Origin of the sequence: Roseateles sp. UC29_93 (genome assembly GCF_042695725.1) — a bacterium.
In the GTDB taxonomy this organism is placed as follows: domain Bacteria; phylum Pseudomonadota; class Gammaproteobacteria; order Burkholderiales; family Burkholderiaceae_C; genus Roseateles; species Roseateles noduli_A.
This window is the reverse complement of sequence record NZ_CP170545.1, coordinates 4554678-4575602: the sequence shown is the minus strand read 5'-3', so window position 1 is coordinate 4575602 and position 20925 is coordinate 4554678. Positions and strand designations below refer to the sequence as shown.

The window sequence follows — 20925 nt, the reverse complement described above, 5'->3', positions numbered from 1 at the left end:
CCTTCATGCGCAGGAGCGCCGGGCGGACTCCGGGAGGCGTCACTCCGGCTCGATCCCCGCCGCCTTGATGATCAGCCCCCACTTGCGCGTCTCCGCCTCCTGGAACACGCGCAGCTCGTCCGGCGTGCTGGCCCAGGCGTCCACGCCGGCGCCATCGAAGAAGGTCTTCGCCGGCACGCTGCGCAGCGCGGCGATCAGCAGTTCGCGCAGACGCTGCACCACCGGCGCCGGCGTCGCCGCCGGCACGTAGGCCGCGAACCAGTAACTCATGTCGTAGCCCTTGACGCCGGCCTCCTCGATCGTCGGCACCTCCGGCAGCAGCGGCGAACGCTTGGTCATCGAGAAGCCCAGCGCCCTCACCTTCCCGCCCTTGATCTGCGGCAGTCCGGTCGCCGTGTCGGTGATCATGAAGTCGACCTGCCCGCCGATCAGGTCGGTCAGCGCCGGGGGATTGCTCTTGTACGGCACGTGCAGCAGCTGCGTGTGCGAGAGCTGCTGGAACTGCTCGCCCGCGACGCGGCTCGACGCGCTCCCGCTGCCGAAACCGACCTTGCCCGGCTCGCGCTTCGCGTGCGCGATCACGTCCGCCACGGACTTGTACGGACCGTCGGCCTTGACCACCATCACCTGACCGCCCTTGCCCAGACCGGTCACCGGCGCGAAGTCCTTCACCGGGTCGTAGGGCAGCTTCCGGTACAGATGCGGATTGGCGGCCTGCGTCGTGTTGGTCGTGATCAGCACCGTGTAGCCGTCCGGCGCGGCGCGCGCGCCCTGCTGCGCCGCGAGCATGCCGCTGGCGCCGGCCTTGTTGTCGACGACGACCGCCAGCTTCGTCTGCTCCGTGACCGACTGCCCCAGCGCCCGCGCCAGTTGGTCCGTCGCGCTTGCCGGCGCAAAAGGGGACCAGGAAGGTGATCGGCCGGCTCGGGTAGCCGCCCGCGCCTGATGCCTGATGCTGGGCCTGCGTCTGGGCCTGCGCGTGACCCGGCACGCCCACCGAGCATGCAGCGGCGCACGCAGCGATCATCAGGGTCTGTCTTCGGCTGATCGGCGTCGGAAAAGTCATGGCGTCATCTCCATCATGTCGTTGTGATTCAGGACCGGTCGCCGGAGCAGCGGCAGCAAAGACTCCGGCACCTCCAGGGGCATCGCCAGCACGACGAAGGCCAGCGCCTTGCCGTGACTGTCGAGATTCAGTGCATCGTTGACGCCGCCATCCAGGATGTCGTCCAGCACGAAGTTCATCGCGTGCAGGTGCGGCAGCAGGTACCGCGTCACGCGGCTCGGCCGGCGGGACGCGAACCTGAGGGCGACGGCCTCCTCGGTGAGTTGCTCCACCAGCAGCGGGTAGAGCGCCGGGTGCCAGGCGATCACGCTGATGTTGGAGCGGTTGCCCTTGTCGCCGGTGCGGCCGTGGGCGACGAGACGGAGTTCAACGGTGCGGGGGGTCGATGCGCAGGCGCCGCGGAACATCGCCGTCGTGCGTGTCGCCAAGCGCGGGCTCTCCACGGTGCATGGGGGATCCCTCCTGGACCCCCAAGCACCATTCCGGCCCCAGCCCCCCTCGCTGCCTTCCGACGAGAGCGTCACCGTCGGGTAGGCCAGTTGTCGAGGGAACAGGCAGGAACTCAGACCCAGGCGCTGACGCAGATTCGTCCTCACGCCGCCACCGCCCGCGGGACCGCAGGTGTACAGCGCCGTGACCTCGCGCGTCAGGCGCTCGGCGGTGGCGCGCTCCGCGTGATTCGCCGCGATGCGCAGCCGCACGTCGCGCGCGTCGCCGATGTCCAGGCCAGCCAGCGCGTCGCCGCGGTCGTCGCCCAGCACGCTCGTCACGCCGATCAGATCGACCCGCAGCGGACCTTGCCGTTCCCACGCCTTCGAGCCGGGCGCGGAGCACGGTCGCGGCGAGCTGTGCCCGCGCCTCCGCCCCCGGGCCGGCGTAGGAGATCTCGCCCTCCGCCAGCCAGCCGTTGGCGAAGAACACATTCGCCTTCAGCGCCTCGGGCCGCGCGTGACCCCGCACGCCCGACAGCCGCACCGCGTCCAGACCGACACCCTGCACCTGCGCCTCGCCGATGTCCGCGACGACGTCCGGCGTCAGGTAGGCCGCGGGGTCGTGCAGCTCGTACAGCAGCTGCTCCTTGACGGTGTGCTCGTCGACGCAGCCGCCCGTGCCGTCGGCCTTGAACACCGTGCAACTGCCGTCGGCGTGGATCCGGGCGATGGGAAAGCCCACGTTCGGCAGGTCCGGCACTTCCTTGAACCCGGGATCCGCGTAGTAGCCGCCGCAGACCTGCGCGCCGCACTCCAGCAGATGACCGGCCATCGTCGCGCCGGCCAGCCGGTCCCAGTCGTAGGGCGCCCAGCCGAAGTACGCGAGCGCCGGGCCGACCGTCAACGACGGGTCCGCCACGCGGCCCGTGACGACGACATCCGCGCCCAGGCGCAGCGCTTCCGCGATCCCTTCCGCGCCGAGGTAGACATTGGCGCAGGCGATGGTGTCCTCGGCGATCGCGTGGCCCTCGCGCGCCAAGGTCTGCGTCAGCAGCGCACGTTGCTCGGGCGATTCCAGCGCGTCGCCGCCGACGACGGCGACGACCGGCGCCCGTACGCCGAGTTCGGCCGCCAGCGCCTGCACGCGGCGCGCGGCGGCAGGCGGATTCGCCGCGCCGAAGTTGCCCACGATGGGGATGCGATGGGCGAGGCAGTCCGCGAGGACCGGCAGCAGCATCTCGTCGAGCAGCGGCTCGAAGCCGCTCTCGGGATCCCGCTGCCGCGCGAGCTGCGCCAGCGCGAGCGTGCGCTCGGCCAGCGTCTCGAAGATCAGCACCGCCGGGCCGCCGAGACGGATCAGCGTGTTGACGACCGGGCGTGCCGCGTCGGTGCGATCGCCGGAGAAGCCGGCGGCGCAGCCGACCAGCAGAGAGGTGGACGGGGATGTTGAAGCGGGCGCAGCGACGGATTCCATGCCGTCGACTGTAGAGTTGACCCGCCTATAGGAGAATTTGATTGTTTGGATCAACTGATCGGAGAAGCGAATGAGTCCGTCATCGACCGTTTCGACCTATCGATCCGCAGTGGCCAACCTGTCGGCCAGGCAGCTCGCCGCCTTCGTCGCCTTGGCGGAGCTGCGCAGCTTCACGCGTGCCGCCGCGCAGTGCCACCTGTCGCAACCGGCCTTCAGCGCGTTGATCCGGTCGCTGGAGGACAGCCTGGGCGCCCGCCTCTTCGACCGCACGACCCGCGCGGTCGAGCCCACCGTCGAAGGGGCGCTGTTCCTGGACCCGGCGCGGCGCCTGCTGCAGGACATGCGGCTCGCCACCGACGACGTGCGCGACCACGTGGCGCGCCGCCGCGGCCGCGTGGCGCTGGCCGCATTGCCCGCGCTCGTGGCCGGCTGGCTGCCGCCGTACCTCGCGGCCTTCCGCAAGGAGTACCCGGGCATCGAGCTCAATCTCGCGGACGTGCTGTCGGAAAGCTGCGTGGAGCGCGTGCGCACGGGCCGCGCCGACCTGGCGCTGGCCGCCGTGCGCGCCACCGCGCCGGAGCTGTCGGTCGAGCCCTTCCTGTCCGACGATTTCTACCTGGTCTGCCGGCGGGACCATCCGATGGCGCGCCGCCGCCGGCCCCGGCTGGAGGAGTGCGCGAACCATGCGGTGATCGGCCTGGCGCGCCACAGCAGCGTACGACAGGCGCTGGACGCCGCGCGGCCCAGCAGCGTCCGGCAGGCCCTGGACGCCGCGATGCCCTTCCAGCCCCTGCGGCCGGTGCTGGAGTTCGAGCAGCTCAGCTCGGTGGCCGGCATGGTGCTCGCGGGCCACGGCGTGACGCTGGTGCCGGCGTTGACGCTGTTCCACTTCAACCACCCGGACCTGATCGCGCGCCCGATCGCCGACGAGGGCCTGCAGCGCCACATCTACCTGATCTGCCGGCGCGACCGCGCGCTGTCGGCCTCGGCGCAGGCGATGGCGGAGTCGCTGTGGCGCTGGGCCACCGAAGGACCGAAGCGGCCCGGCGTGGCGGTGCGATGCTCGCCCATCAAGGGATCGTGAACGTCTTCACGCGGACCCGCCGAGTAGGGCAACGCCTGACACTCGCAGAGGCATCCACGGTGCAGACATCGTGGCGGAGCGGTGCCAATATGCGCGAAGGACACCGCCATGAAAATTCTGCTCGCCGATCCTTCCGCCGCCTTCCGCAAGACGCTCTACGAGCGCCTGCGGGAAGTGCCCACCGCGACCGTGGTGGGCCAGGCCTCCGATGAGGACCAGGCGGTCTTCCTGGCGGCGTTGTGCGCGCCCGACCTGGTGCTGACGGAACTGGACCTCGGACGAGGCTGCGGTTTCGCGATGATGGAGCGGCTCCGCGCCGCGGGGTACGAGGGCATCGCCTACATGGTCACCTCGGCCGACGAGGCGGAATACGGCCCCCGATGCGTGGACGCCGGCATCACCGGCTTCTACGACAAGACCTACGACATGGAGCGCCTGCTCCAGGCGGTGAGCGTGCTGGCGCAGGCGCCCGTGACCTTCGGCCAATCGCGGATCAGGGCCAGCGCCGTCTGAGGCCACCGCGCAAGCCCTCCCAACAGGGGGCGGCGGCCACGAACCCACATCTTTGAGTCACTACTGTATGAAAATACAGTATCATCGAGCCATCCAACTCCCGGAGTACCGGCATGCTGCTCGACCTCAACAAACGCGGCTTCGATCGTGGAATGGTGGTGCATCTTCCCTGAACGTCACGGCCCCTTGCTGGCCGACTGGGAGCGCCGCCGGCCCGAGCATGCGGCGGAGATTGGCCGCGCCAGACGCCTGATCAAGGCGGATCCCGCGCGTCGCGCCCTGCTCGCCCGGTCGCAGGCCGAGGAACGCCAGGCAAGACCTGCCCCGAGTACCGCCCGTCGTTCGACGAGATGGCCGCCGGGGAACTGCGCGACGAGGACAGCGTCAGCGTCGCCGCCAACTGAGTCGGGGGGCGCGGTCCGTTCGCGCGGCCCTCGTTCCGCGCTTCAGCCCTTCGCCACCACCATCCGCAGCCCCGGGTCCTCGGGCTGCGCGGACAGCGTCCACCCATGCGCCTCCGCGATCTCCTGGCAGATCGCCAGGCCCAGCCCGGCGCCGTGGTCGCGACGATGCGCACCGCGCCAGAAGCGCGCGAACATCCTCGACAGCTGGAGCGGGGTCACGCCCGGCCCGCGATCGCGGACCGACAGCCGGTCGGCCTCGATCTCCACGCTCACCAGACTGCCGGCCGGCGCATGCTGGATGGCGTTCTCCAGCAGGTTCTTGAGCAGCGTGAACAGCGCAGCCCGATCCGCGTCCCACATCACCGGCGCTTGCGACTTGTCCAACTTGTCCGGCTCATGCAGCCTGCCCGGCTGGCCTGAATCTTCCGGCCGGTCCGCGGCGCCGACCACGACATCGAGCACCACGCCGCGCGCGGTCGACATCCGGGTGAGGTAATCCACGGCCTCGCGCGCCGCGCCGCCCACGTCGGTGGGCGCGAAGACGTAGTTCTGCGTCTCGCTCGCCTCGGCCAGCAACAGCAGTTGCTGCACCTGCCGCGTCATGTGTTCGACGTCCTGCAGCAGCATGTGCGGCCCCTGGCCCGTGGCCATGAGCTCCACCTGCGCGCGGATCAGCGCCAGCGGGGTCTTGAGCTCATGAGCCGCCGTGCCGAGGAACTCCTGCTGCACGCGATAGCCGCGCTCCAGGCGCTCGAGCGCGCGGTTGAAGCTCTCGACCAGCGGGACGATCTCCGTCGGCACGCGGTCGACCTGCAGCCGCCCGTGCACCGAGCGCGGCGAGATCGCCGCCGCCGAGGACGAGACCTCATGCAGCGGCTGGAGCACGCGCCGCAGCATCACGTAGGCGCAGACGCCGAAGACCAGCAGCAGCGTCGAGCCGAACAGCAGCATCCCGATGCCCATGAAGGGCAGCGCGAAGTCCAGGTGGAAGAGTTCGAAGAGCCGCGCGCTGCCGGCCAGCTGCAGGTACCAGGAGCGGCCATGGCGCACGACGACCTCGGTGGCGCCGCGCATCGGCTGGCCGGCGTACTCGAAAGCGAAGCTGCCCTGCTTGAGCTGCCGCGCGCCGGGACCGCTCGCGATCCAGAAGGCCTCCGGCGTCGACGACGCCAGCACCACGCGACCCGACGCATCCAGCAGCCGGTACGCCAGGTCGTCCTTCAGCACGCCGAACATCCAGTCGCGCTGCCGCTCCTGCTGGTTGAAGCCGACCGGGACGCCGGACGCGTCGAACTCCAGCTTCTCGGCGAGTTCCTCGGCGAACTCGGCGATGTTCTCGTCGAAGTAGAGCGGGCCGCGCAGGCTCGTCAGCCCCTTGAAGACGAGTGCGAGCGTCACGACGGTGAGCACGACCCCGGCGACGTACGCCACCATCACCTTGAAGGCGAGGCTCTTCATCCATCCGGGTTTCACGTCGAGCAGTCTCCGGCCGCCGCGCGGCGTCCCTCAGGCATCAGAAGCGGTACTGGTAACCCACGAAGAGGCGATTCTCCGTCGAACGGTCGACCAGCGGGCTGTCCTTGATGCCGCTGCCCAGCGCCGTGACGCTGAGGTCGAGGAACATCGCGTGGTGCGGGTTGAACAGGTACATCGTGCGCAGGCCCACCTCGGCATTGGTCGTCGACTTGCCCTGGTAGAACGCGCGGCCGGCGCGGACCTCGGCGGCGCGAACGCCGTAGTAGTAGTCGACGTATTTCTTGTCGACCCAATTGGCGCCCAGGCGCGGCGTCAGCATCACCTGCTGGCCGACGCGCCAGGATTTCTCCAGCGTCAGCGCGAATTTCTGGCCCTTGCTGTGGCCGGAAGCGTCGGCGGTCCATTCGCCGCCGAGCTCGAACAGGTCGGTCTTCCATTCCGCCTTCGCGCCGGCCCACAGGCCGCCCTTGCGCTCGGCCATGCCGTTGAGGATGGGGGCGTCGTCCTGCTCGTAGCCGCTCAGGTCCAGCTTGGCCACCAGGCCGAAGTCGACGCGCTGCGACGGGTTGATGGTCCAGCTCGGCAGCTTGACCGTGAGACCCGGTCCGGCGACCTTCACCCAGCGGTTCTCGTAGCTGATCATCGGCAGCGCCCGGGTCTTGCGGTCATAGCCCGTGTAGGCCTTCTGCGAGATCACCGCGCCGACGCCCAGGCCCCAGGACGAATCGCCGTCCTTGTCGCCAGGACCGCCGGGACCGCCCGCTCCCGCGGCCAGCGCGGACAGCGGTGCCGACACGCAGAGAACCGCGGCGGAAGAGAAGACGGCGCGGGTGAGCGCCCGGGGCGCATGCGAGAGGAATCGTGTCTGCGGTGCCATGAGAAGTTCCCGAGAGGGGCGGTGATTGGAGCCCGCATCCTCGTCGCCGGTGTCTTACTGACTCCTTACCGTACACCGCTTGTTTCCCTCTGAACTCCTTCTGAACTCCTTCTGAGCTCCCTCTGAGCTCCCTCTGAAGCAGGTCGGCAAGGACTGACCCCTCCTCCATCGGCGGTAAGGAGCCGGAAAGACGGGCGACGGGACAGTCGCTTCCTCTCTTCAGCCTGGTGGATGGCTTCATCGTGCGCATCGAGCACTTCGGGCGCACCAAGCGCACCAAGCGCACCGATCCCACCGACCCTACCCAGGGCGCCACCAGCGCCCAACGCGTCACACCTGTTCCATGAGCATGAGCTTCAGCACCCTCGGCCTGATGGCCGTGGCGGCGTACGTCGCCGCCTGCATCGCCTACGTCTACCGGTGGCGTGGCCGTCGCCGCTACGAGAGCTTCACGCAGTACCTGCGCAAGAGCTGGCCCCTCTTCGCGCCGCTCAACTGCCTGATGTACATGAAGACGCGGGCCTCGGCGCGCCAGCCGGTGCTGCAGGCCGACTACCTCGACGGCATCCGGCTGTTGCGCGCCAACTGGCGCGTGATCCGCGACGAGGCGCTGGCGCTCGAGGCGGCGGGCGCGTTCGAGGCCGCGAAGGCGGCGGGTTCGGCAGGCTACTACGACGTCGGTTTCCGCACCTTCTACAAGCGCGGCTGGAGCAAGTTCTACCTGAAGTGGTACGGCACGACGCACCGCTCCGCGCAGCGGCTGTGCCCGCGCACGGTGGCCCTGCTGGCGCAGGTCCCGCAGATCCGCGGGGCGATGTTCTCGATCCTGCCGGCAGGCGCGAAGCTGTCGCTGCACGCGGATCCGATGGCCTGCTCGTTCCGGTATCACCTGGGATTGCAGACGCCCAACGATCCGGCGTGTCGCATCCAGGTGGACGACGTGGACTGCGTGTGGCGGGACGGACAGGACTTCATCTTCGACGAGACCTATCCCCACAGCGCGCACAACGCGACGGATCGGCCGCGGCTGATCCTGATGTGCGATGTGGACCGCCCGATGAATGCGTTGGGGCGGGTGATCCACGCGGGCTACCGCGTGATCGCGCGCGGCACGCTGGTGGCCAACACGGCGGAGGACGAGCGCGGCGTGTTCAGCGCGCTCTTCGCGAAGCTCGCGCCGCTGCGCGAGCGTTCGCTGCGATTGAAGACGGAGCGGCAGCGCGTCTACAAGACCTTGAAGTTCCTGCTGAACTCAACGCTGCTGAGCGGGCTGATGGCGATGATCTTCGCGGTGCTGCATGTGTTGGAGGCGATCACGGCTTGAGCATCCCCCAGAGTTCAGCGCTTTGAAGTCACAGACTGTGACTTCAAACGCCGAGCACAGACAACCATCAACGCATCGGCGTCTCACGCTCCGCCGCCTCGGTCTTTGGCGCATCGACTTCGACACGCGACGCGCCCGACCGATCCGCCTCCCGCTGCGTCCGCCGCTGCAGATAGGCATCCCGTACGAAGAGGTACTTGTCGAGCGCCACATCGTCGACGACCTTCGTCACGTCGAGCAGGTTGGCGCGCCTGTCGACCATGCTGACGATGGTGAGCGCGTTGCGCGCGCCGGCATCTTCCAACTGCCCGGTCAGGCTGCCGAAACTGTTGACGGGGATGGACGCGGTGCCGCGCAGGTCGGACGGTCCGAACAGGGGCAGCACGAGGTAGGCGCCGCCGCCGACGCCCCACACGCCCAGCGTGTCGCTGAAGCCGTCGCCGTGGCGAGGCATGCCCCAGCCGGTGGCGACGTCCATGAAGCCCAGCAGGCCGACCGTCGTGTTCGTGCCGAAGCGGGCGAAGTCGGACATGCCGTCCTTGAAGCGCCCCTGCAGCAGCAGGTTGGCGCCGGACCACGGATCGCCCAAGTTGGAGAAGAAGTTGGTCACGCCACCGCGCACTGGCGTGGGCACGACCGTCTTGTAGACGGTGGCCACCGGCTTGAGCACGACCTTGTCGATGCCCTCGTTGAGGGCGAAGGTCTTGCGGTTCACGGCCTCGATGGGATCGGGGTTCTGCGGCGTGGCGCAGCCCGACAGCAGCACGCCGGAAACGATGAGGAGAGCCGGCAGTCGGCGCGACACGCCGATGGGGACGGGGAAAAGACGACATGGAAATGCTCCCGCTCCGGAAATGGAGCCGGGAGCATGGTCGGCGCGGTGGTCTTTCTGGAGACTTACCCGTCACGGCATGCCGCGCACCTGGATCGTGTTCGACCGCTCCCTGTCCAGCCGCTCGATGGCCCGGATTCCCGCTTCCATCTTCTCGCGCGCCGAAGAGTTGGCGGAATGCACCCGCATCCGCGGTGGGACGAAGCCGTGCAGCGCTACGGCCTCCTCGACCCACAGCACCACGTCGTACCCGGTCCCGCGCTCGTCGTCGCCCAGGTCGTGATCGAGGCTGACTTCCTCGACCCCGCCGGCCTTCAGCAGCGCGATGACTTCGTCCGGCCAGTACGCGCGCGTCCAGCCTTCGGGGGTGGTTCGTTCATCATCCAGATAGATTCGCATGAGATGGTCTGTCATCGTCCATTGGCGCCGTTTCTCGTTTCGACTCTCCGCTTCTCTCCAAGCTTCTTTCGCACGCGCCCCGTGCGGTAGGCAGCTGTCAGCAGTTCCTCGGCTGTCCAATGCCGCGTCAGCCAGATGCTGAGCGCTGTGCATTGGAGATGCCACGACCCCATGCCCCGGAGCGGAGGTCGATGTTCGGCAAGATGGGAGCTGGCCACCCAATACGCCAGATGCTCAGCGGGCGAAGACGGTGGGGAATCGCTCCACAAGTCGAGAACGACACCATAAGGGTTCAATGTCTGGACCACTGGCGTGCCCTCCCCGCGCGCCAGCTTCCAGACGCGTGCCTGCTCTTCGGCGCTCGCCATCACGGTGGGCCGCTCTGGGCGGCCTTCCACACCGGACAGCCCCAACGCATAGAGCAACAGGGGAGACGCGGCGATCAGAAGGACCAGCGCCAGGACGAGGGCCAGAAGAAGTCGAAAGGCTTTCCTCATGATGCTCCGCTGCCAGTCGAATCGCTGTGGGGTCAGTCGTTGTCACGCCGCATCCGGCTGCCACTGGTTGTTCCCCACGCGCTCAGAATAACGCCGCCGCCATGGGTTGCGGGGCAGGTCGTCCCAGGGTGCATGACCTGGCGCCGGACGACTGCGAACTTCCCCCGGGGAAGGATTGCGGCGCCGGTGATACCGTGGTCGAACCGCAATGCCCAGGCGCTCGACGCGCTGTCGACCTTCATGACCCGCTCGGACTGGACACCACAAGAGCGCAAGCAGGTCATGGCGACAGGATTGGCGCCGCTGATCGCTTCGGCGGCGATGGCGGGCGCCACTTGGCCGCTGGTCGGAGGCGACGCGCTCACGCTGTTCGCATTGCTCCTTCCCGTCAGCTACGCGACGCTGGTCTTCTGCCTGCTGCCGGCGATCTGGTTGCTGCGACGGTTGAAGCTGCAATCGACCCTGGCAGTCGCCCTCACTTGCGGACTCGCGGTCCTCCTGCCTGGATCGGCGATCTATGGACTCTTCCCCGCCGACTCAGGAAAATACGCCGGCGCCGTCGGCTGCATCCTGCTGTTGCTGGCCCTCCCCGCGTTGATCGCGGCTGCTGCCGGCGCATGGATCCATCGGATCAATCCGGGACATCCGGTGACCGCTCTGGCACGCCATCAACCCTGAGGCGACACCGTCCCCACCGCCTTCAACGCTGCGATCGCGCCCGCATGCGCGTTCACCAGCTCCGGCGACTGGTCGAAGCGCTCCGCGTATCGCTTCATGAATGGATCCGCGCTGTCGCGGTCCAGGCTCAGCAGCCCGCGCAGGCGCTGCGCCACCGGCAGCGGCGTCTGCGTCGCATCCGCCGCGCCGTCGATCGCTTCGTCCAGCATCGTGATCAGCCGACTCAGCGGCTCGAGCCACTTCATCTCCTCGCCGAAGGCCATGACCTGGAGGAACTCGCCCGCGCTCTGCGGACCGTGGGTCTTCTGGTAGTCGCCGCGCTCCAGCTCGACCAGCGCGCGGTGGAGGTCGAGCAGGCTTCGGCGGAGTTGGTGGCAAGCGTCGGTGGTCATGGCGTGGCAGGCAGTCGTGGGGACCACAGGGTAGCCGTTCACGCCGCGCGACGCATGCCCCATCCGGGACAGACACCTCGCGCTTGCGGCGAGGCACGGCCGGTCTCGCCGTCAGCGCGGCTCGGACTTCCCTGCTCGCCGAAACGGATCGAGATGATCCTCCCCTCGCGGATCCGGATCACCGCCGGCAGGTAGCCGTCGCCACGCTCGTAGAGCCATTCGTCCGTCATCACGCAGGCGACCTGCGGCACTTGCTGCACCGGCGGCTGGCCCGGGTAGTACGGCAAGAGCGGCGGCGCGTTCGTCAGCACCCGGGCGCAGTACGAATCGGCAATGGCCGGCTGCCCGCAGGCGCGCAGCAGGAAGACTTTGGAATCGCCCTCGCGCACACCGCCATCGCTGCAGCGCAGCGACTGGGCCTGAACGGCCGCCCCGGCCGTCAGCAAGGTGCCCAGCGCCAGGACCCGGAGGGGCCGGCGGCATCGATTCGCTCTCGTCATGTCTTGCTCCCACGGCGGTCCCGATCGGGGGACAGGTCCACCTTGGAGGTGGCAACGGACGCGCCCTCCCCCTCGTTGACCGCCCGCGGACAATCCCGCTCCGCAGAGCGCGCACCGGCCTCACCGCTGACAGCGCTCGGACCCGCCGACCAGGCCCACTGGTCGGGCTGGTCCGGCCTGGTGATCAGGGCTGCTGGGCCGGCTGAACCTGCTGCGCCGCCTGCGCCGCGCGCGCCTTGTTGACGTAGCCCTTGTACGCCGGCAGCGCGATCGCCGCGATGATGCCGACAAAGAAGAACAGCGGCAGCAGGATCCCCAGGATGCGCACGCCCCAGGTGTTGGCCGGCGGCGGCGGGCCGAAGCGGTTGGCGCCCTTGCTGCCCGGCACGAAGATCCAGATCAGCGCGATCAGCGGGATGAAGACCGTCACCGTCCACCAGCCGCTCATGTCCATGTCATGGCACCGCTTGATGCCGGTGATGATCGTGAACCACAGCGCCACCGCGAACGCCGCCAGACCGAAGACGACGAACCCGGTCGAGTTCCCCAGCGCGAAGGTCAGGCCCATGGACACCGCGCCATGGATCAGCGAGGCGCCTGTCGCGTACGCCAGGTAGCGCAGCCGCCCGATGCGTCCCTTGGACGAGAAGAGATTGAGCTCTCCCGGTCCTTCGGACGCGGCCACGTCGGCCACATGCGCGCGCGGCGCGGCGTATTGATTCAAGGTCTGCTCAGTCATGGGTTTCCTCCGTCGTTGAATTGGATGCGTTGAACGCGTCGAGCGCCACTCAGAGCAACCCGGCCCGCTTGACCTCGTGGTACCGGTTGACCAGCGTGGACGCGAGCTGGCGCGGCTCGACATCGATGGACAGGCGGTCGTGGTCGACCACGCGGGCAAAGGCGTCGTGGCGGGCCTGGGACAGCAGGTGCGCGCTCGCGACCGCGACGGCGTCCTCCGGCCCCGCGATCGGCTGCCCGGCGATGCGGCCCAGCGCCGTCTCGCGCAGGCTGGCCAGCAGCACCAGGTGGCGGCGGCGCAGCAGGCGCAGCGCGGGCTGCAGTTCGGGCGAGTCCTCATCGCGGAAGTTGGTCAGCACGATGACCAGCGAGCGCCGGCGCAGCCGGTGCGACAGCGCCTCCGCCGCGGCCAGGTAGTCCGAGTGGTGGCCGCCCGGCTGCAGGTCGTGCATCTTGTTCATCAGCACGTTGAGCGTGCCCATGCCCTTGCGCGGCGCGCAGTCGCGGCTCTGGCCTTCCTCGTTGCCGAAGGTCATCGCGCCGACCTCGTCCCCTTCCGACAGCGCGACGTAGGCCAGCAGCATCAACGCGTCCAGCGCGTCGTCGAAGTGGCTGGTCTCGCCCACGCCGGCCGACTGCTCGTCCGCGCGCATGCGCCGCCCGCAATCGAGCAGGAACATCACGCACTGGTCGCGCTCGTCCTGGAACTCGCGCACCACCGGCTTGCGATGCCTCAGCGAGGCCTTCACGTCCAGGTGCCGCAGCGGATCGCCGCGCTTGTATTCGGCGAGCTGGCGGAAGTCCGTGCCCTGCCCGCGCTGGATGAAGGTCTTGATGCCGATCTGCGCCAGCCGACGATCGCCGGACAGCCAGGCGTAACGCGCCAGCGCCGCGAAATTCGGATAGACGCGCAGCTCGCTCGCTTCGCCGACGCGGTCGCGCACCTCGAAGCAACCCGCGCGGGTGCGCCACAGCAGTTGCGTGCGACCGAGCTGCGCGACGCCGCGCTGGCGCGCCGTGACGCGGAAGCTCACGCGGCTGCGGCTCTGCGCGCCGAGCACGAGCGAGCGCGGCAGACCTTCGAAATCGAAAAGCGGGTCGAGCTCGTCGAAGACCTGCATCCGCCAGGCCAGCTCGCTGGCGTTGACGAGGTCCAGCTTGAGCTCGGTCGACGCGCCGATGGCGAACGCCGCCGGCAGACGGCGCTCGACGCGCACGCCGCTGCGGCGCCACAGGCGCAGGCTGCGCCACAGGTCGACGCCGGCCGCGATCAGCAGCACCCCGAACAGTGCCCCGCCCGTCGGCGCCACCAGTGCCAGCGGCGCGCCGGCCGCCAACGCGACGGCGGCGGCCAGGGCCAGGCCGGCCAGCACCACGATGCTGGCCCGGGTGGGCAGGACGACGCGACGCATGGTGTTCATCAGAGTCGCGGCGCCTCCACGCTCTCCAGCGCGGCGGCCAGGATCTCGTCGAGATCGCGCCCTTCGATCTGGGCGTCCGGCGCCATCGTCACGCGATGACGCAGCACCGCCAGCGCCTGCTTGGCGACGTCGTCGGGCGTGACGAAGTCGCGGCCCTCGATCAACGCGACGGCCCGCGCCGCGCGGATCAGCGCCACGCTCGCGCGCGGCCCCGCGCCGAACTCCAGCCCCGGCCAATTCCGCGTCACGCGGACCACGCGCACCGCGTAGTCAATGACCTTGGCGTCCACGTGCACCAGGCTCGCCAGGCGCTGCAGCTCCAGCACCTGCACGTCGTCCAGCACCGGCTGCACCGCCTCCAGCGGCAGCTCGTGACCGGCGCGGTGTGCCGTCACCAGCTGCACGATGGCCGTCTCTTCATCATGCGTCGGGTAGCCGATGCGGATCTGCAGCAGGAAGCGGTCGAGCTGCGCCTCGGGCAACGGGTAGGTGCCCTCGGTGTCGACCGGGTTCTGCGTGGCCATCACGATGAAAGGCCGCGGCAGGGCCAGGCTCTCGCCTTCCAGCGTGGCCTGGTACTCCTGCATCACTTCCAGCAGCGCGCTCTGCGTCTTGGCCGGCGCACGGTTGATCTCGTCGGCCAGCAGCAGGTTGGTGAACACCGGACCCTTGCGCACGCGCAGTTGTCCCAGGCCCGCGCCGGTGTCGTCCAGCACGCTGTGGCCGATGACGTCCGCCGGCATCAGGTCCGGCGTGAACTGCACCCGCGCGTACTTCAGCTGCAACGCCTGCGCCAGCGTGCGCGCCAGCAGCGTCTTGCCCAGCCCAGGCACGCCCTCGACCAGCACGTGGCCGGACGCCACCACGGCGACGAGCATCTGCTCGACCGCGTCCGGCTGGCCGACCACGGCCTTGCCGACTTCGTTGCGCAGCACCTGCAGCCAGTGCGCGGCGAGCTTGAGTTCCTCGGGCTTGATCATTGCGAAGGTCTTTCGTCGTGAATGCGGTGCTGATTCGGATCGGATTCGGATCGGGCTGCGGGTTGAGCGAAGGGTTGAGCGCAGGGTCGCCGGCCGATCACTGGCGGCTGAGCAGGAGCCGCCGCGCGGTCTCGAGCAGATGCAGCCGCGCGGGCAGCTCGGCTCGAGTGCAGAACTTGGAGGACATCGCCGCGTACAGCTCGTCCCGCGCCACGCCGGTCGCGGTCGCGACGGCATGCACGCGGTCGGCCAGCGGCAGGCGGGCGTAGCCGCGCAGGGTGCGCGTCGCCGCTTCGGCGAGCGCGCGCTGCTGCGCGGCGAGCAAGGCGTCGCGGCCATGGCGATGCAGGTAGGCGCCCATGCCGCGCACCTGCTCCGAGATCGACCGCCGCAGCCGCGGCGGCGCGGCCAGGCGCGGACCGAAGCGCACCGCGGCGCGCCACAGCGCGGCGACCAGCGCCAGCCCGCCCAGCACGATCGCGATCCAGCCGCTGTGCCACAGCCAGGGCGTCAGCGCCTCGCGCTTCTCGTTCAGGTAGATCCACACCGTGGCGCCGGGGTCGGCCTGGACGGTGGCGGCCAGCAGCAGCGATGTGTCGCAACCGAAAGGCGCCTGGCCCTGGAAGAGGAACGCGCTCGTGTTGAGCACCGTCACGCTGCCGCGGCCCTGGGCCGCGCGGATCAGCTGCTGACCGTGCTCCTGCGTGAGCGTCCAGTCCGCCTGCCGGCCCGGCTTGACCTTCAGGCGCTTGCTCCAGTTGAAGCGGTGGCAGAGGTCGAGCGATTCGATCTCGCCGAAGACCGGGGGCTCGGAGACGGCCTCGTCGCGGTTCTCCTCCTCGTCGTCGTCCTTGCCGGCCTTCGCGCCGGCGGACGCCGCGTGCATCGGCGACTTCGGCCGCTGCGCCCTGGCGGCAGCCTCCGCCGCGCGCTGGCGCTTGACCTTCTCGCTGATGTCGGCCGCGAAGACAGGCACCCAGCTCTCCAGCCGCGTGTCGTCCCAGTCCGCGCCTTGCAGCAGCACCAGGTGACCGCCGCGCTCGACCCACGCGCGGATCTGCGCGCCGCGTTCCGGCACCAGGTCCCAGTCGGCCGACAGCAGCACCAGCCGCGCGCCCTCCGGCGGCATGCGGTCGAGCTGCTCGTGATGCTCCGCGTGCATACCGAGCTTGCGCATGATCTGTTCGAACGCGTAGACCGGGTTGCTGCGGGCCTCGCCAGTGGCCGGACGCGGGACGTCCTCCTCCACCCATTCGGTGTTGACCGAGAGCCACCAGCCGCTGGCGATCAGCACCAGCGCGGCGAGCAGCAGGAACAGGCGCTCGCGCGTCATGCCGCGCCCCCGTTCGACGAAACGGCGGTTCCGCCCGCGGTCGTGCCGGTCCCGCCGTTGACCGGGCCGACCGCCATGCGTGCGTCGAAGTCGGCGCACAGCGCCTCGAAGCGATCCGCCGCCAGCTCACGCTGCGCATACGCCACCGTCTGCCAGCCCGAGACCAGGCGCGACAGGAAGTCCAGCGCGGCCGGCGACACCCGCGCCGCCGCCAGGACCAGGCATTCGCGCTCGGTGCTGGCCGAGCGGATCGGCACGCCGTGCCCGTGCACCAGGCGCGACAACGCGCCGCGGTACAGCAGCGAGAGCGCGGCGCGCTGCTCGCCGCGCTGCCAGAGCGCGCGCGCGGCGGCGCCGATGTCGTCCGGCAGGCTCTCCGGGCGGATGTCCAGCGAACCCACGTGCGTCGGCGGCGCGCCCTTCAGCGCGCTGCCGCCCTCCTGCCCCTTGAGCCAGTCCCGCAGCCGCAGCAGCACCCAGACCAGCGCCGCGGCGCCGATCAGCCACAGCGCCACGCGCAGGCCCGCCGACAGGTTCTTGAACATCTCGACCCACCAGCGGAAGTCCTCGGGCTTCTCGAGCTTCTTTTCCGGCGCTTCGTCCTTGGACTTCTTGAAGCGCAGGACCTTCTTCTTTTCCTCGCCCGCCCACAGCGGATCGGCGCGGACTTCGCCTTCGGCGATCCAGACGGCCTCGGCATCGATCGCCGACGCGGCGACCTTGACCGGCACGGGCGTCACGCCGGGTCCGGCTGCCGATGCAGCGGGCGCATCGGCCGCAGGCGCTGAAGCCGCCGGCTGCGCGTGGACAGCCCCGCACGCCAGCATCACGGCGGCCAGCAGCAGGTCACGTGAACGCACGGCGGAACTCCTGCTCGATGTCCCAGGCCTCGAGGACCACGCGCCGGTTCAGGTACATGGCGAATCCCGCCGCGACGTAGAACGGCTCCAGGAACAGCACGACCAGCGCGTAGGCCGACGCGACCGCGATGTCCAACCCCATCTGACCGGCCGCGTGCGCCTCCGGATGGAAGAACCAGTCCCACACGCCGGCGTTGCGGTTCTCCGGCGCGAACCACCAGACCAGCGCGATCAGCGCGTAGCCGAGCACCGCCTCGGCGTGGGCGAAGGCGACCTGCAGCGCGGTGGCCGCGCCGCGGTTGTCGTTGAGCATCAGCTTGGCGCGCTTGCGCCGCGCGGCGCCGCGCTGGCCTTCGAGCTGCTCGATCGGCTGCGTGTAGGCGCGCCACGGCGAGAAGCGCCGCCACAGCAGCGTGCGCAGGAACTGTCCGCCGAAGACCTGCCGGCGCGCACGCCACAGGTCGCTCCAGCGTGTCGCCTCGCCGAAGACGGCGCGCGACATCACGAACAGCAGGCTGCGGTCCAGCCACGGCTTGAGCCAGAACAGGATCAGGATGGGCAGCGTGCCGCCGAGATCCACGGTGCACATCGCGAGCACCGCGACCGCCAGCAGCAGCGGCGTGAAGCAGCGCCAGATCGACGCCGCGTGCGCACGCACCAGCGCCTGCCCCAGGTCGCAGGCTTCGGTCTGGGTGCGCGGGCGCAGGACGATGGCCAGGCCGTCAACGCGCATGGGGGCGCTCCCGGTCCGTCACCCGGTCCGTCACCCGGTCCGTCTCCCGGCCCACCTCTCGACCGGTCTCTCGACCCATCAGGCCGAGCCACGCCACCACCAGCCCCCAGCACACGGCCGCCACGCCGTACTTGACGCCCGGCGCGATCCAGGCGGCGGACGACCAGAAGGCCTCGAAGGCGGCGGCGACCAGCAGCAGGAAGAAGGCCGCGTAGACGATGGGCACGGAGGCGCGCGCCGACGCGGCCAGCGCCTCGATGCGGCCGAGCCGTCCGGGCGCCAGCCAGCCCAGCCCCATGCGCAATCCCGCCGCGCCGCTCAGCACGATGCCGGTCAGCTCGAAGGCCGAATGCGTGGCCACGAAAGGCCAGAAGTTGTGGCCGAGCCCGACCCGCGTCAGGTGCCCGGCGACCGCGCCGATCATCAGCCCGTTGTAGAGCAGCACGAGGGCGCTGCCCACGCCCGCCAGGATGCCCGCGCCGAAGCAGCGGAAGCCGATGCCGACGTTGTGGAAGATGTAGACGCCGAACATGTACCAGTCGTCGCCGGCCTCGCGCAGGCGGCCGAAGGCGCGCTTGCCGTCGCCGTACATCGACTCGTACTCGCGCAGCTGGCTCGCGTCCAGCAGGCGGAGCGCGAAATCGGGACCCGACCACGCGAGCAGGAAGGCCACGACCAGCGGCAGCACGAACAGCACGGTCGCCGCCAGCACGAAGCGTCCCTGCGCGCGCGACGGCGCGGGCAGATCGACGCGCAGCAGGCGCGACAGCTGCCGCAGGCCGTAGTCCTGCCGGCGGTAGATCAGCTGGTGCGCGTCCTGCGTCAGCGCTTCGAGCCGCGCCACCAGGTGGATCGGGTAGGCGCGCGACTGCGCCAGCGCCAGGTGTTCGCAGACGCGGCGGTACTGCGACGCGAGCAACGCGCCGTCCGCACTCTTGCCCAGCTTGGCGAGTGCCAGTTCCGCGGCGAAGGCCTCCCACAGCGGGCCGTAGGTCGCCTCGAAATGCATCGGACTCATGCGCGCTTCCCCATCAACCATTGCGCGACGCCGAGCAGCCGTTCGGACGCGCTGCGTCTCTTCTCGCCGGGCTGTTCCGCCGGCAACACGGGGACGGCCAGGGACGCGAGTTCCTCGAAACGTTCCGGCGTCAGCCGCTTCGCGCGGCCGGCCCAGGCGCGGACGGCGGCCTGCTCGCGCTGGTTCAGCGGCCGTGCCGGCGCCAGGCTGGGCGCGGCGGGCGGCGCGTCATGCAGGATCACCGGCTGGGCGTACACGACGAGCGTGCCGGCGGCCAGGTCGCCCAGGCGCTTGCAATCGCGGTGGAGCAGCATCGTCACGATGCCGAAGGCGTAGGCCAGCGGCAGGAAGTCCGCGACGCGCAGCAGGTTGCGGGTGACGGACGCAGCCGGCGTGACCGGCAGACCGGTGTCCATGACCACGCGCAGGCCTGCCGCCTGCTTGCCGGGCGTGGCGCCGGAACGGCCGAGTTCGAAGGCGATCGGGTACAGCCACTCCACGAGGAACATCCCGATCAGCATCAGGCCGAAGCCCAGCCCCCCAGGCCGCCGAAGGCGCCCAGCGACATCACCAGGACCAGGTCGAGGACCAGCCGGATGAACAGGTCCAGCAGGAAGGCCATGGTTCGCGCCACCAGCCCGGCGGGCCGCAGGGACAGGACGATGCCTTCGGGGGTCTCGGCCAGCGCCAGCGTGCTCGATGCGCGGCGCGGGCACGGCGGGATGCGGGTTCAGAGCTTGATCACCTTCGTGTCGGCGATCGTGTCATGCAGGCACTTGCGCGATTCGCGGAAGATCAGCACGCAGTCGAGCAGCGCGTAGATCATCGAGGTGACGCCGTTGGCGTTCAGCACGAAGCCGATGCCGTAGCGCAGGCCGAGCAGCCGCCAGGCGTCCGGCCTGGAGCCGTCGGAGCGCACGATGCGCATCTTGAAGAGCATCTTGCCGATGGTCTGTCCGCGCTTGAGCAGGGGCCAGGCCTGAACCAGCAGGAAGGCCGCCAGCCCGAGGAACAGCGACGACAGGTTCAAGGCGGTGAGGGAGAAGTTCCGTCCACGGGTGTCGAGCACGTCCTTGACGGCCGGCACCAGGAACGCGGCCAGCATCAGGACCGCCCAGAGGATGCCGGCATCGATGAGCGCCGCGATGAGGCGGGTGCCGCGTCCGGCCAGGACCTCGCCGGATTCCTGCGCAGCCACGTCGGCCACCACGGCCTGAGGCGGCGCGAAGCGGTCTTCCGTTGACACTGACATCTTTCCCTCCCTCTCAGAATTTTGGGAGGCATTGTGTCAGTGCTGACTGGGGTGGTCGATGGGGGCATCACCAACCTGGACGCGATCCGCCACACCCTCTGGGGGGATTGCTGTCATCGGGTGATCACGCAGGGGCCGGGTCTTGCGCCGCCCTCACACGAGGACGAGTCCCAGATGGTGACTCTGGGCGTCGTAGGGCTGAAATCCCTCCTGCGACCGCGTCAGTTCCGGTCCGGTCGCACCGGCAGCCCACCGGAGGATCCATCCGCTTCCGTCACACGGCCACTCGCCCGGCGACTGGCACGGCTGCCGGCGGCGGGCTTGGCGGAGACGCCTGGCGTGGCAGTCGCTGGCGACGCGGTGTCTGCAGGTTCGACCTCCGGCGTCTGGGCCGTCGTCGGCGTGGCGGCCGGTCCGGGCGCTGCTGGCGTCACTGTCGGCGCCGGCGTCGGCACTGCGGGCCGCGACGCCGAGGCGGCGGGCGGGTTCATCGAGGCGGCCTCCAGCGGCGGGCCCACGGTCCCGGACTGGCGCCGGCTGGCGTTGGACGTGACCGGCGGTTCCGTCGTCTGCGCGATGGCAGCCGCCGCGACCAGGGTGACGCAGAACGCGGTCAGGAAGGTGCTGAAGTGCTTCATCGCCT

At 69.8% G+C, this 20925-nt stretch carries 21 protein-coding genes and 2 pseudogenes; 4 read left to right on the top strand and 19 right to left on the bottom strand.

The annotated features are described in order from the left end of the window. Window positions 1–39 precede the first annotated feature (39 nt). The 3 genes and pseudogenes from ACFJIX_RS21420 to ACFJIX_RS21410 form a co-directional block, all read right to left on the bottom strand. Window positions 40–1066: pseudogene (locus tag ACFJIX_RS21420) on the bottom strand (Bug family tripartite tricarboxylate transporter substrate binding protein). Then, entirely contained in the window at window positions 1063–1473 is a 411-nt protein-coding gene (locus ACFJIX_RS21415) for a hypothetical protein (RefSeq protein WP_377161879.1), read from the bottom strand. The pseudogene ACFJIX_RS21420 and the gene ACFJIX_RS21415 overlap by 4 nt, the downstream one beginning before the upstream one ends. 117 nt (window positions 1474–1590) lie before the next feature. Then, window positions 1591–2971: pseudogene (locus tag ACFJIX_RS21410) on the bottom strand (acyclic terpene utilization AtuA family protein); the annotation flags it as partial. 70 nt (window positions 2972–3041) lie between these two features. Between ACFJIX_RS21410 and ACFJIX_RS21405 the strand changes: the two are divergent. Both ACFJIX_RS21405 and ACFJIX_RS21400 read left to right on the top strand, forming a co-directional pair. Continuing rightward, on the top strand, window positions 3042–4055 hold the full coding sequence (locus ACFJIX_RS21405) for a LysR family transcriptional regulator (RefSeq protein WP_377154669.1): 1014 nt from the start codon (window positions 3042–3044) through the stop codon (window positions 4053–4055). Between the two features lie 108 nt (window positions 4056–4163). Then, a complete protein-coding gene (locus ACFJIX_RS21400; protein WP_377154667.1) occupies window positions 4164–4568 on the top strand; it encodes a response regulator in 405 nt (134 codons plus the stop codon). Between the two features lie 446 nt (window positions 4569–5014). Here the strand turns inward: ACFJIX_RS21400 and ACFJIX_RS21395 are convergent, their stop codons facing one another. Together ACFJIX_RS21395 and ACFJIX_RS21390 are read right to left on the bottom strand one after the other, a co-directional pair. Continuing rightward, window positions 5015–6430 carry an ATP-binding protein gene (locus tag ACFJIX_RS21395; protein WP_377154665.1) on the bottom strand — a complete coding sequence of 472 codons (1416 nt, stop codon included), beginning with the start codon at window positions 6428–6430 and terminating at the stop codon, window positions 5015–5017. 55 nt (window positions 6431–6485) lie between these two features. Then, window positions 6486–7325 (bottom strand): MipA/OmpV family protein, encoded by an 840-nt coding sequence (locus ACFJIX_RS21390; protein ID WP_377154663.1) that lies wholly within the window; start codon window positions 7323–7325, stop codon window positions 6486–6488. 349 nt (window positions 7326–7674) lie between these two features. Between ACFJIX_RS21390 and ACFJIX_RS21385 the strand changes: the two genes are divergently transcribed. Further along, a complete protein-coding gene (locus ACFJIX_RS21385) occupies window positions 7675–8649 on the top strand; it encodes an aspartyl/asparaginyl beta-hydroxylase domain-containing protein (RefSeq protein WP_377154661.1) in 975 nt (324 codons plus the stop codon). 67 nt (window positions 8650–8716) lie between these two features. Here ACFJIX_RS21385 and ACFJIX_RS21380 read toward each other — a convergent pair whose 3' ends face one another. Next, window positions 8717–9454 carry a VacJ family lipoprotein gene (locus ACFJIX_RS21380; protein ID WP_377154659.1) on the bottom strand — a complete coding sequence of 246 codons (738 nt, stop codon included), beginning with the start codon at window positions 9452–9454 and terminating at the stop codon, window positions 8717–8719. Window positions 9455–9553: 99 nt separating this feature from the next. Beyond that, window positions 9554–9880, bottom strand: coding sequence for a cyclic-phosphate processing receiver domain-containing protein (locus ACFJIX_RS21375; protein WP_377154657.1), 327 nt, complete (start codon window positions 9878–9880; stop codon window positions 9554–9556). A 191-nt stretch (window positions 9881–10071) separates the two neighbouring features. On the opposite strand from ACFJIX_RS21375, the gene ACFJIX_RS21370 reads away from it, so the two are divergent. Beyond that, complete coding sequence (locus ACFJIX_RS21370) at window positions 10072–11055, top strand: hypothetical protein (protein ID WP_377154655.1); 984 nt, start codon at window positions 10072–10074, stop codon at window positions 11053–11055. On the opposite strand, the gene ACFJIX_RS21365 is transcribed toward ACFJIX_RS21370, so the two are convergent. The 12 genes from ACFJIX_RS21365 to ACFJIX_RS21310 all read right to left on the bottom strand — a co-directional run bounded on the left by ACFJIX_RS21365 (window position 11046) and on the right by ACFJIX_RS21310 (window position 20920). Beyond that, complete coding sequence (locus ACFJIX_RS21365) at window positions 11046–11447, bottom strand: hypothetical protein (protein ID WP_377154653.1); 402 nt, start codon at window positions 11445–11447, stop codon at window positions 11046–11048. The genes ACFJIX_RS21370 and ACFJIX_RS21365 overlap by 10 nt on opposite strands. Before the next feature lie 38 nt (window positions 11448–11485). After that, window positions 11486–11947 (bottom strand): DUF2845 domain-containing protein, encoded by a 462-nt coding sequence (locus ACFJIX_RS21360; RefSeq protein ID WP_377154651.1) that lies wholly within the window; start codon window positions 11945–11947, stop codon window positions 11486–11488. Window positions 11948–12131: 184 nt separating this feature from the next. Beyond that, window positions 12132–12686 (bottom strand): DUF805 domain-containing protein, encoded by a 555-nt coding sequence (locus tag ACFJIX_RS21355; RefSeq protein ID WP_377154649.1) that lies wholly within the window; start codon window positions 12684–12686, stop codon window positions 12132–12134. 49 nt (window positions 12687–12735) lie between these two features. Further along, window positions 12736–14106, bottom strand: a complete 1371-nt coding sequence (locus ACFJIX_RS21350) for a DUF58 domain-containing protein (protein ID WP_377154647.1) — start codon at window positions 14104–14106, stop codon at window positions 12736–12738. Then, window positions 14106–15086, bottom strand: coding sequence for an AAA family ATPase (locus tag ACFJIX_RS21345; RefSeq protein ID WP_377154645.1), 981 nt, complete (start codon window positions 15084–15086; stop codon window positions 14106–14108). The genes ACFJIX_RS21350 and ACFJIX_RS21345 overlap by 1 nt, the downstream gene beginning before the upstream one ends. A gap of 97 nt (window positions 15087–15183) precedes the next feature. After that, on the bottom strand, window positions 15184–16419 hold the full coding sequence (locus tag ACFJIX_RS21340) for a DUF4350 domain-containing protein (RefSeq protein ID WP_377154643.1): 1236 nt from the start codon (window positions 16417–16419) through the stop codon (window positions 15184–15186). Continuing rightward, entirely contained in the window at window positions 16416–17279 is an 864-nt protein-coding gene (locus ACFJIX_RS21335) for a DUF4129 domain-containing protein (RefSeq protein ID WP_377154641.1), read from the bottom strand. The genes ACFJIX_RS21340 and ACFJIX_RS21335 overlap by 4 nt, the downstream gene beginning before the upstream one ends. Then, entirely contained in the window at window positions 17266–18012 is a 747-nt protein-coding gene (locus tag ACFJIX_RS21330) for a hypothetical protein (protein ID WP_377154639.1), read from the bottom strand. The genes ACFJIX_RS21335 and ACFJIX_RS21330 overlap by 14 nt, the downstream gene beginning before the upstream one ends. Beyond that, window positions 18002–19030 carry a stage II sporulation protein M gene (locus ACFJIX_RS21325; protein ID WP_377154637.1) on the bottom strand — a complete coding sequence of 343 codons (1029 nt, stop codon included), beginning with the start codon at window positions 19028–19030 and terminating at the stop codon, window positions 18002–18004. The genes ACFJIX_RS21330 and ACFJIX_RS21325 overlap by 11 nt, the downstream gene beginning before the upstream one ends. After that, complete coding sequence (locus tag ACFJIX_RS21320; RefSeq protein WP_377154635.1) at window positions 19027–19551, bottom strand: RDD family protein; 525 nt, start codon at window positions 19549–19551, stop codon at window positions 19027–19029. Before ACFJIX_RS21320 ends, ACFJIX_RS21325 begins: the two co-directional genes overlap by 4 nt. A 209-nt stretch (window positions 19552–19760) precedes the next feature. Beyond that, window positions 19761–20282: an RDD family protein gene (locus ACFJIX_RS21315; protein WP_377154633.1), complete on the bottom strand. Its 522-nt coding sequence runs from the start codon at window positions 20280–20282 to the stop codon at window positions 19761–19763. Window positions 20283–20503: 221 nt separating this feature from the next. Further along, entirely contained in the window at window positions 20504–20920 is a 417-nt protein-coding gene (locus ACFJIX_RS21310; RefSeq protein ID WP_377154631.1) for a hypothetical protein, read from the bottom strand. Between the last annotated feature and the right edge of the window lie 5 nt (window positions 20921–20925).

Excerpts from the sequence above, each read along its gene's own strand:
- ACFJIX_RS21415 (WP_377161879.1), bottom strand. The coding sequence starts at position 1,473 with ATGTTCCGCGGCGCCTGCGCATCGACCCCCCGCACCGTTGAACTCCGT.
- ACFJIX_RS21405 (WP_377154669.1), top strand. The coding sequence starts at position 3,042 with ATGAGTCCGTCATCGACCGTTTCGACCTATCGATCCGCAGTGGCCAAC.
- ACFJIX_RS21400 (WP_377154667.1), top strand. The coding sequence starts at position 4,164 with ATGAAAATTCTGCTCGCCGATCCTTCCGCCGCCTTCCGCAAGACGCTC.
- ACFJIX_RS21395 (WP_377154665.1), bottom strand. The coding sequence starts at position 6,430 with ATGAAGAGCCTCGCCTTCAAGGTGATGGTGGCGTACGTCGCCGGGGTC.
- ACFJIX_RS21390 (WP_377154663.1), bottom strand. The coding sequence starts at position 7,325 with ATGGCACCGCAGACACGATTCCTCTCGCATGCGCCCCGGGCGCTCACC.
- ACFJIX_RS21385 (WP_377154661.1), top strand. The coding sequence starts at position 7,675 with ATGAGCTTCAGCACCCTCGGCCTGATGGCCGTGGCGGCGTACGTCGCC.
- ACFJIX_RS21375 (WP_377154657.1), bottom strand. The coding sequence starts at position 9,880 with ATGCGAATCTATCTGGATGATGAACGAACCACCCCCGAAGGCTGGACG.
- ACFJIX_RS21370 (WP_377154655.1), top strand. The coding sequence starts at position 10,072 with ATGTTCGGCAAGATGGGAGCTGGCCACCCAATACGCCAGATGCTCAGC.
- ACFJIX_RS21365 (WP_377154653.1), bottom strand. The coding sequence starts at position 11,447 with ATGACCACCGACGCTTGCCACCAACTCCGCCGAAGCCTGCTCGACCTC.
- ACFJIX_RS21360 (WP_377154651.1), bottom strand. The coding sequence starts at position 11,947 with ATGACGAGAGCGAATCGATGCCGCCGGCCCCTCCGGGTCCTGGCGCTG.
- ACFJIX_RS21355 (WP_377154649.1), bottom strand. The coding sequence starts at position 12,686 with ATGACTGAGCAGACCTTGAATCAATACGCCGCGCCGCGCGCGCATGTG.
- ACFJIX_RS21350 (WP_377154647.1), bottom strand. The coding sequence starts at position 14,106 with ATGAACACCATGCGTCGCGTCGTCCTGCCCACCCGGGCCAGCATCGTG.
- ACFJIX_RS21345 (WP_377154645.1), bottom strand. The coding sequence starts at position 15,086 with ATGATCAAGCCCGAGGAACTCAAGCTCGCCGCGCACTGGCTGCAGGTG.
- ACFJIX_RS21340 (WP_377154643.1), bottom strand. The coding sequence starts at position 16,419 with ATGACGCGCGAGCGCCTGTTCCTGCTGCTCGCCGCGCTGGTGCTGATC.
- ACFJIX_RS21330 (WP_377154639.1), bottom strand. The coding sequence starts at position 18,012 with ATGCGCGTTGACGGCCTGGCCATCGTCCTGCGCCCGCGCACCCAGACC.
- ACFJIX_RS21325 (WP_377154637.1), bottom strand. The coding sequence starts at position 19,030 with ATGAGTCCGATGCATTTCGAGGCGACCTACGGCCCGCTGTGGGAGGCC.
- ACFJIX_RS21320 (WP_377154635.1), bottom strand. The coding sequence starts at position 19,551 with ATGCTGATCGGGATGTTCCTCGTGGAGTGGCTGTACCCGATCGCCTTC.
- ACFJIX_RS21315 (WP_377154633.1), bottom strand. The coding sequence starts at position 20,282 with ATGTCAGTGTCAACGGAAGACCGCTTCGCGCCGCCTCAGGCCGTGGTG.
- ACFJIX_RS21310 (WP_377154631.1), bottom strand. The coding sequence starts at position 20,920 with ATGAAGCACTTCAGCACCTTCCTGACCGCGTTCTGCGTCACCCTGGTC.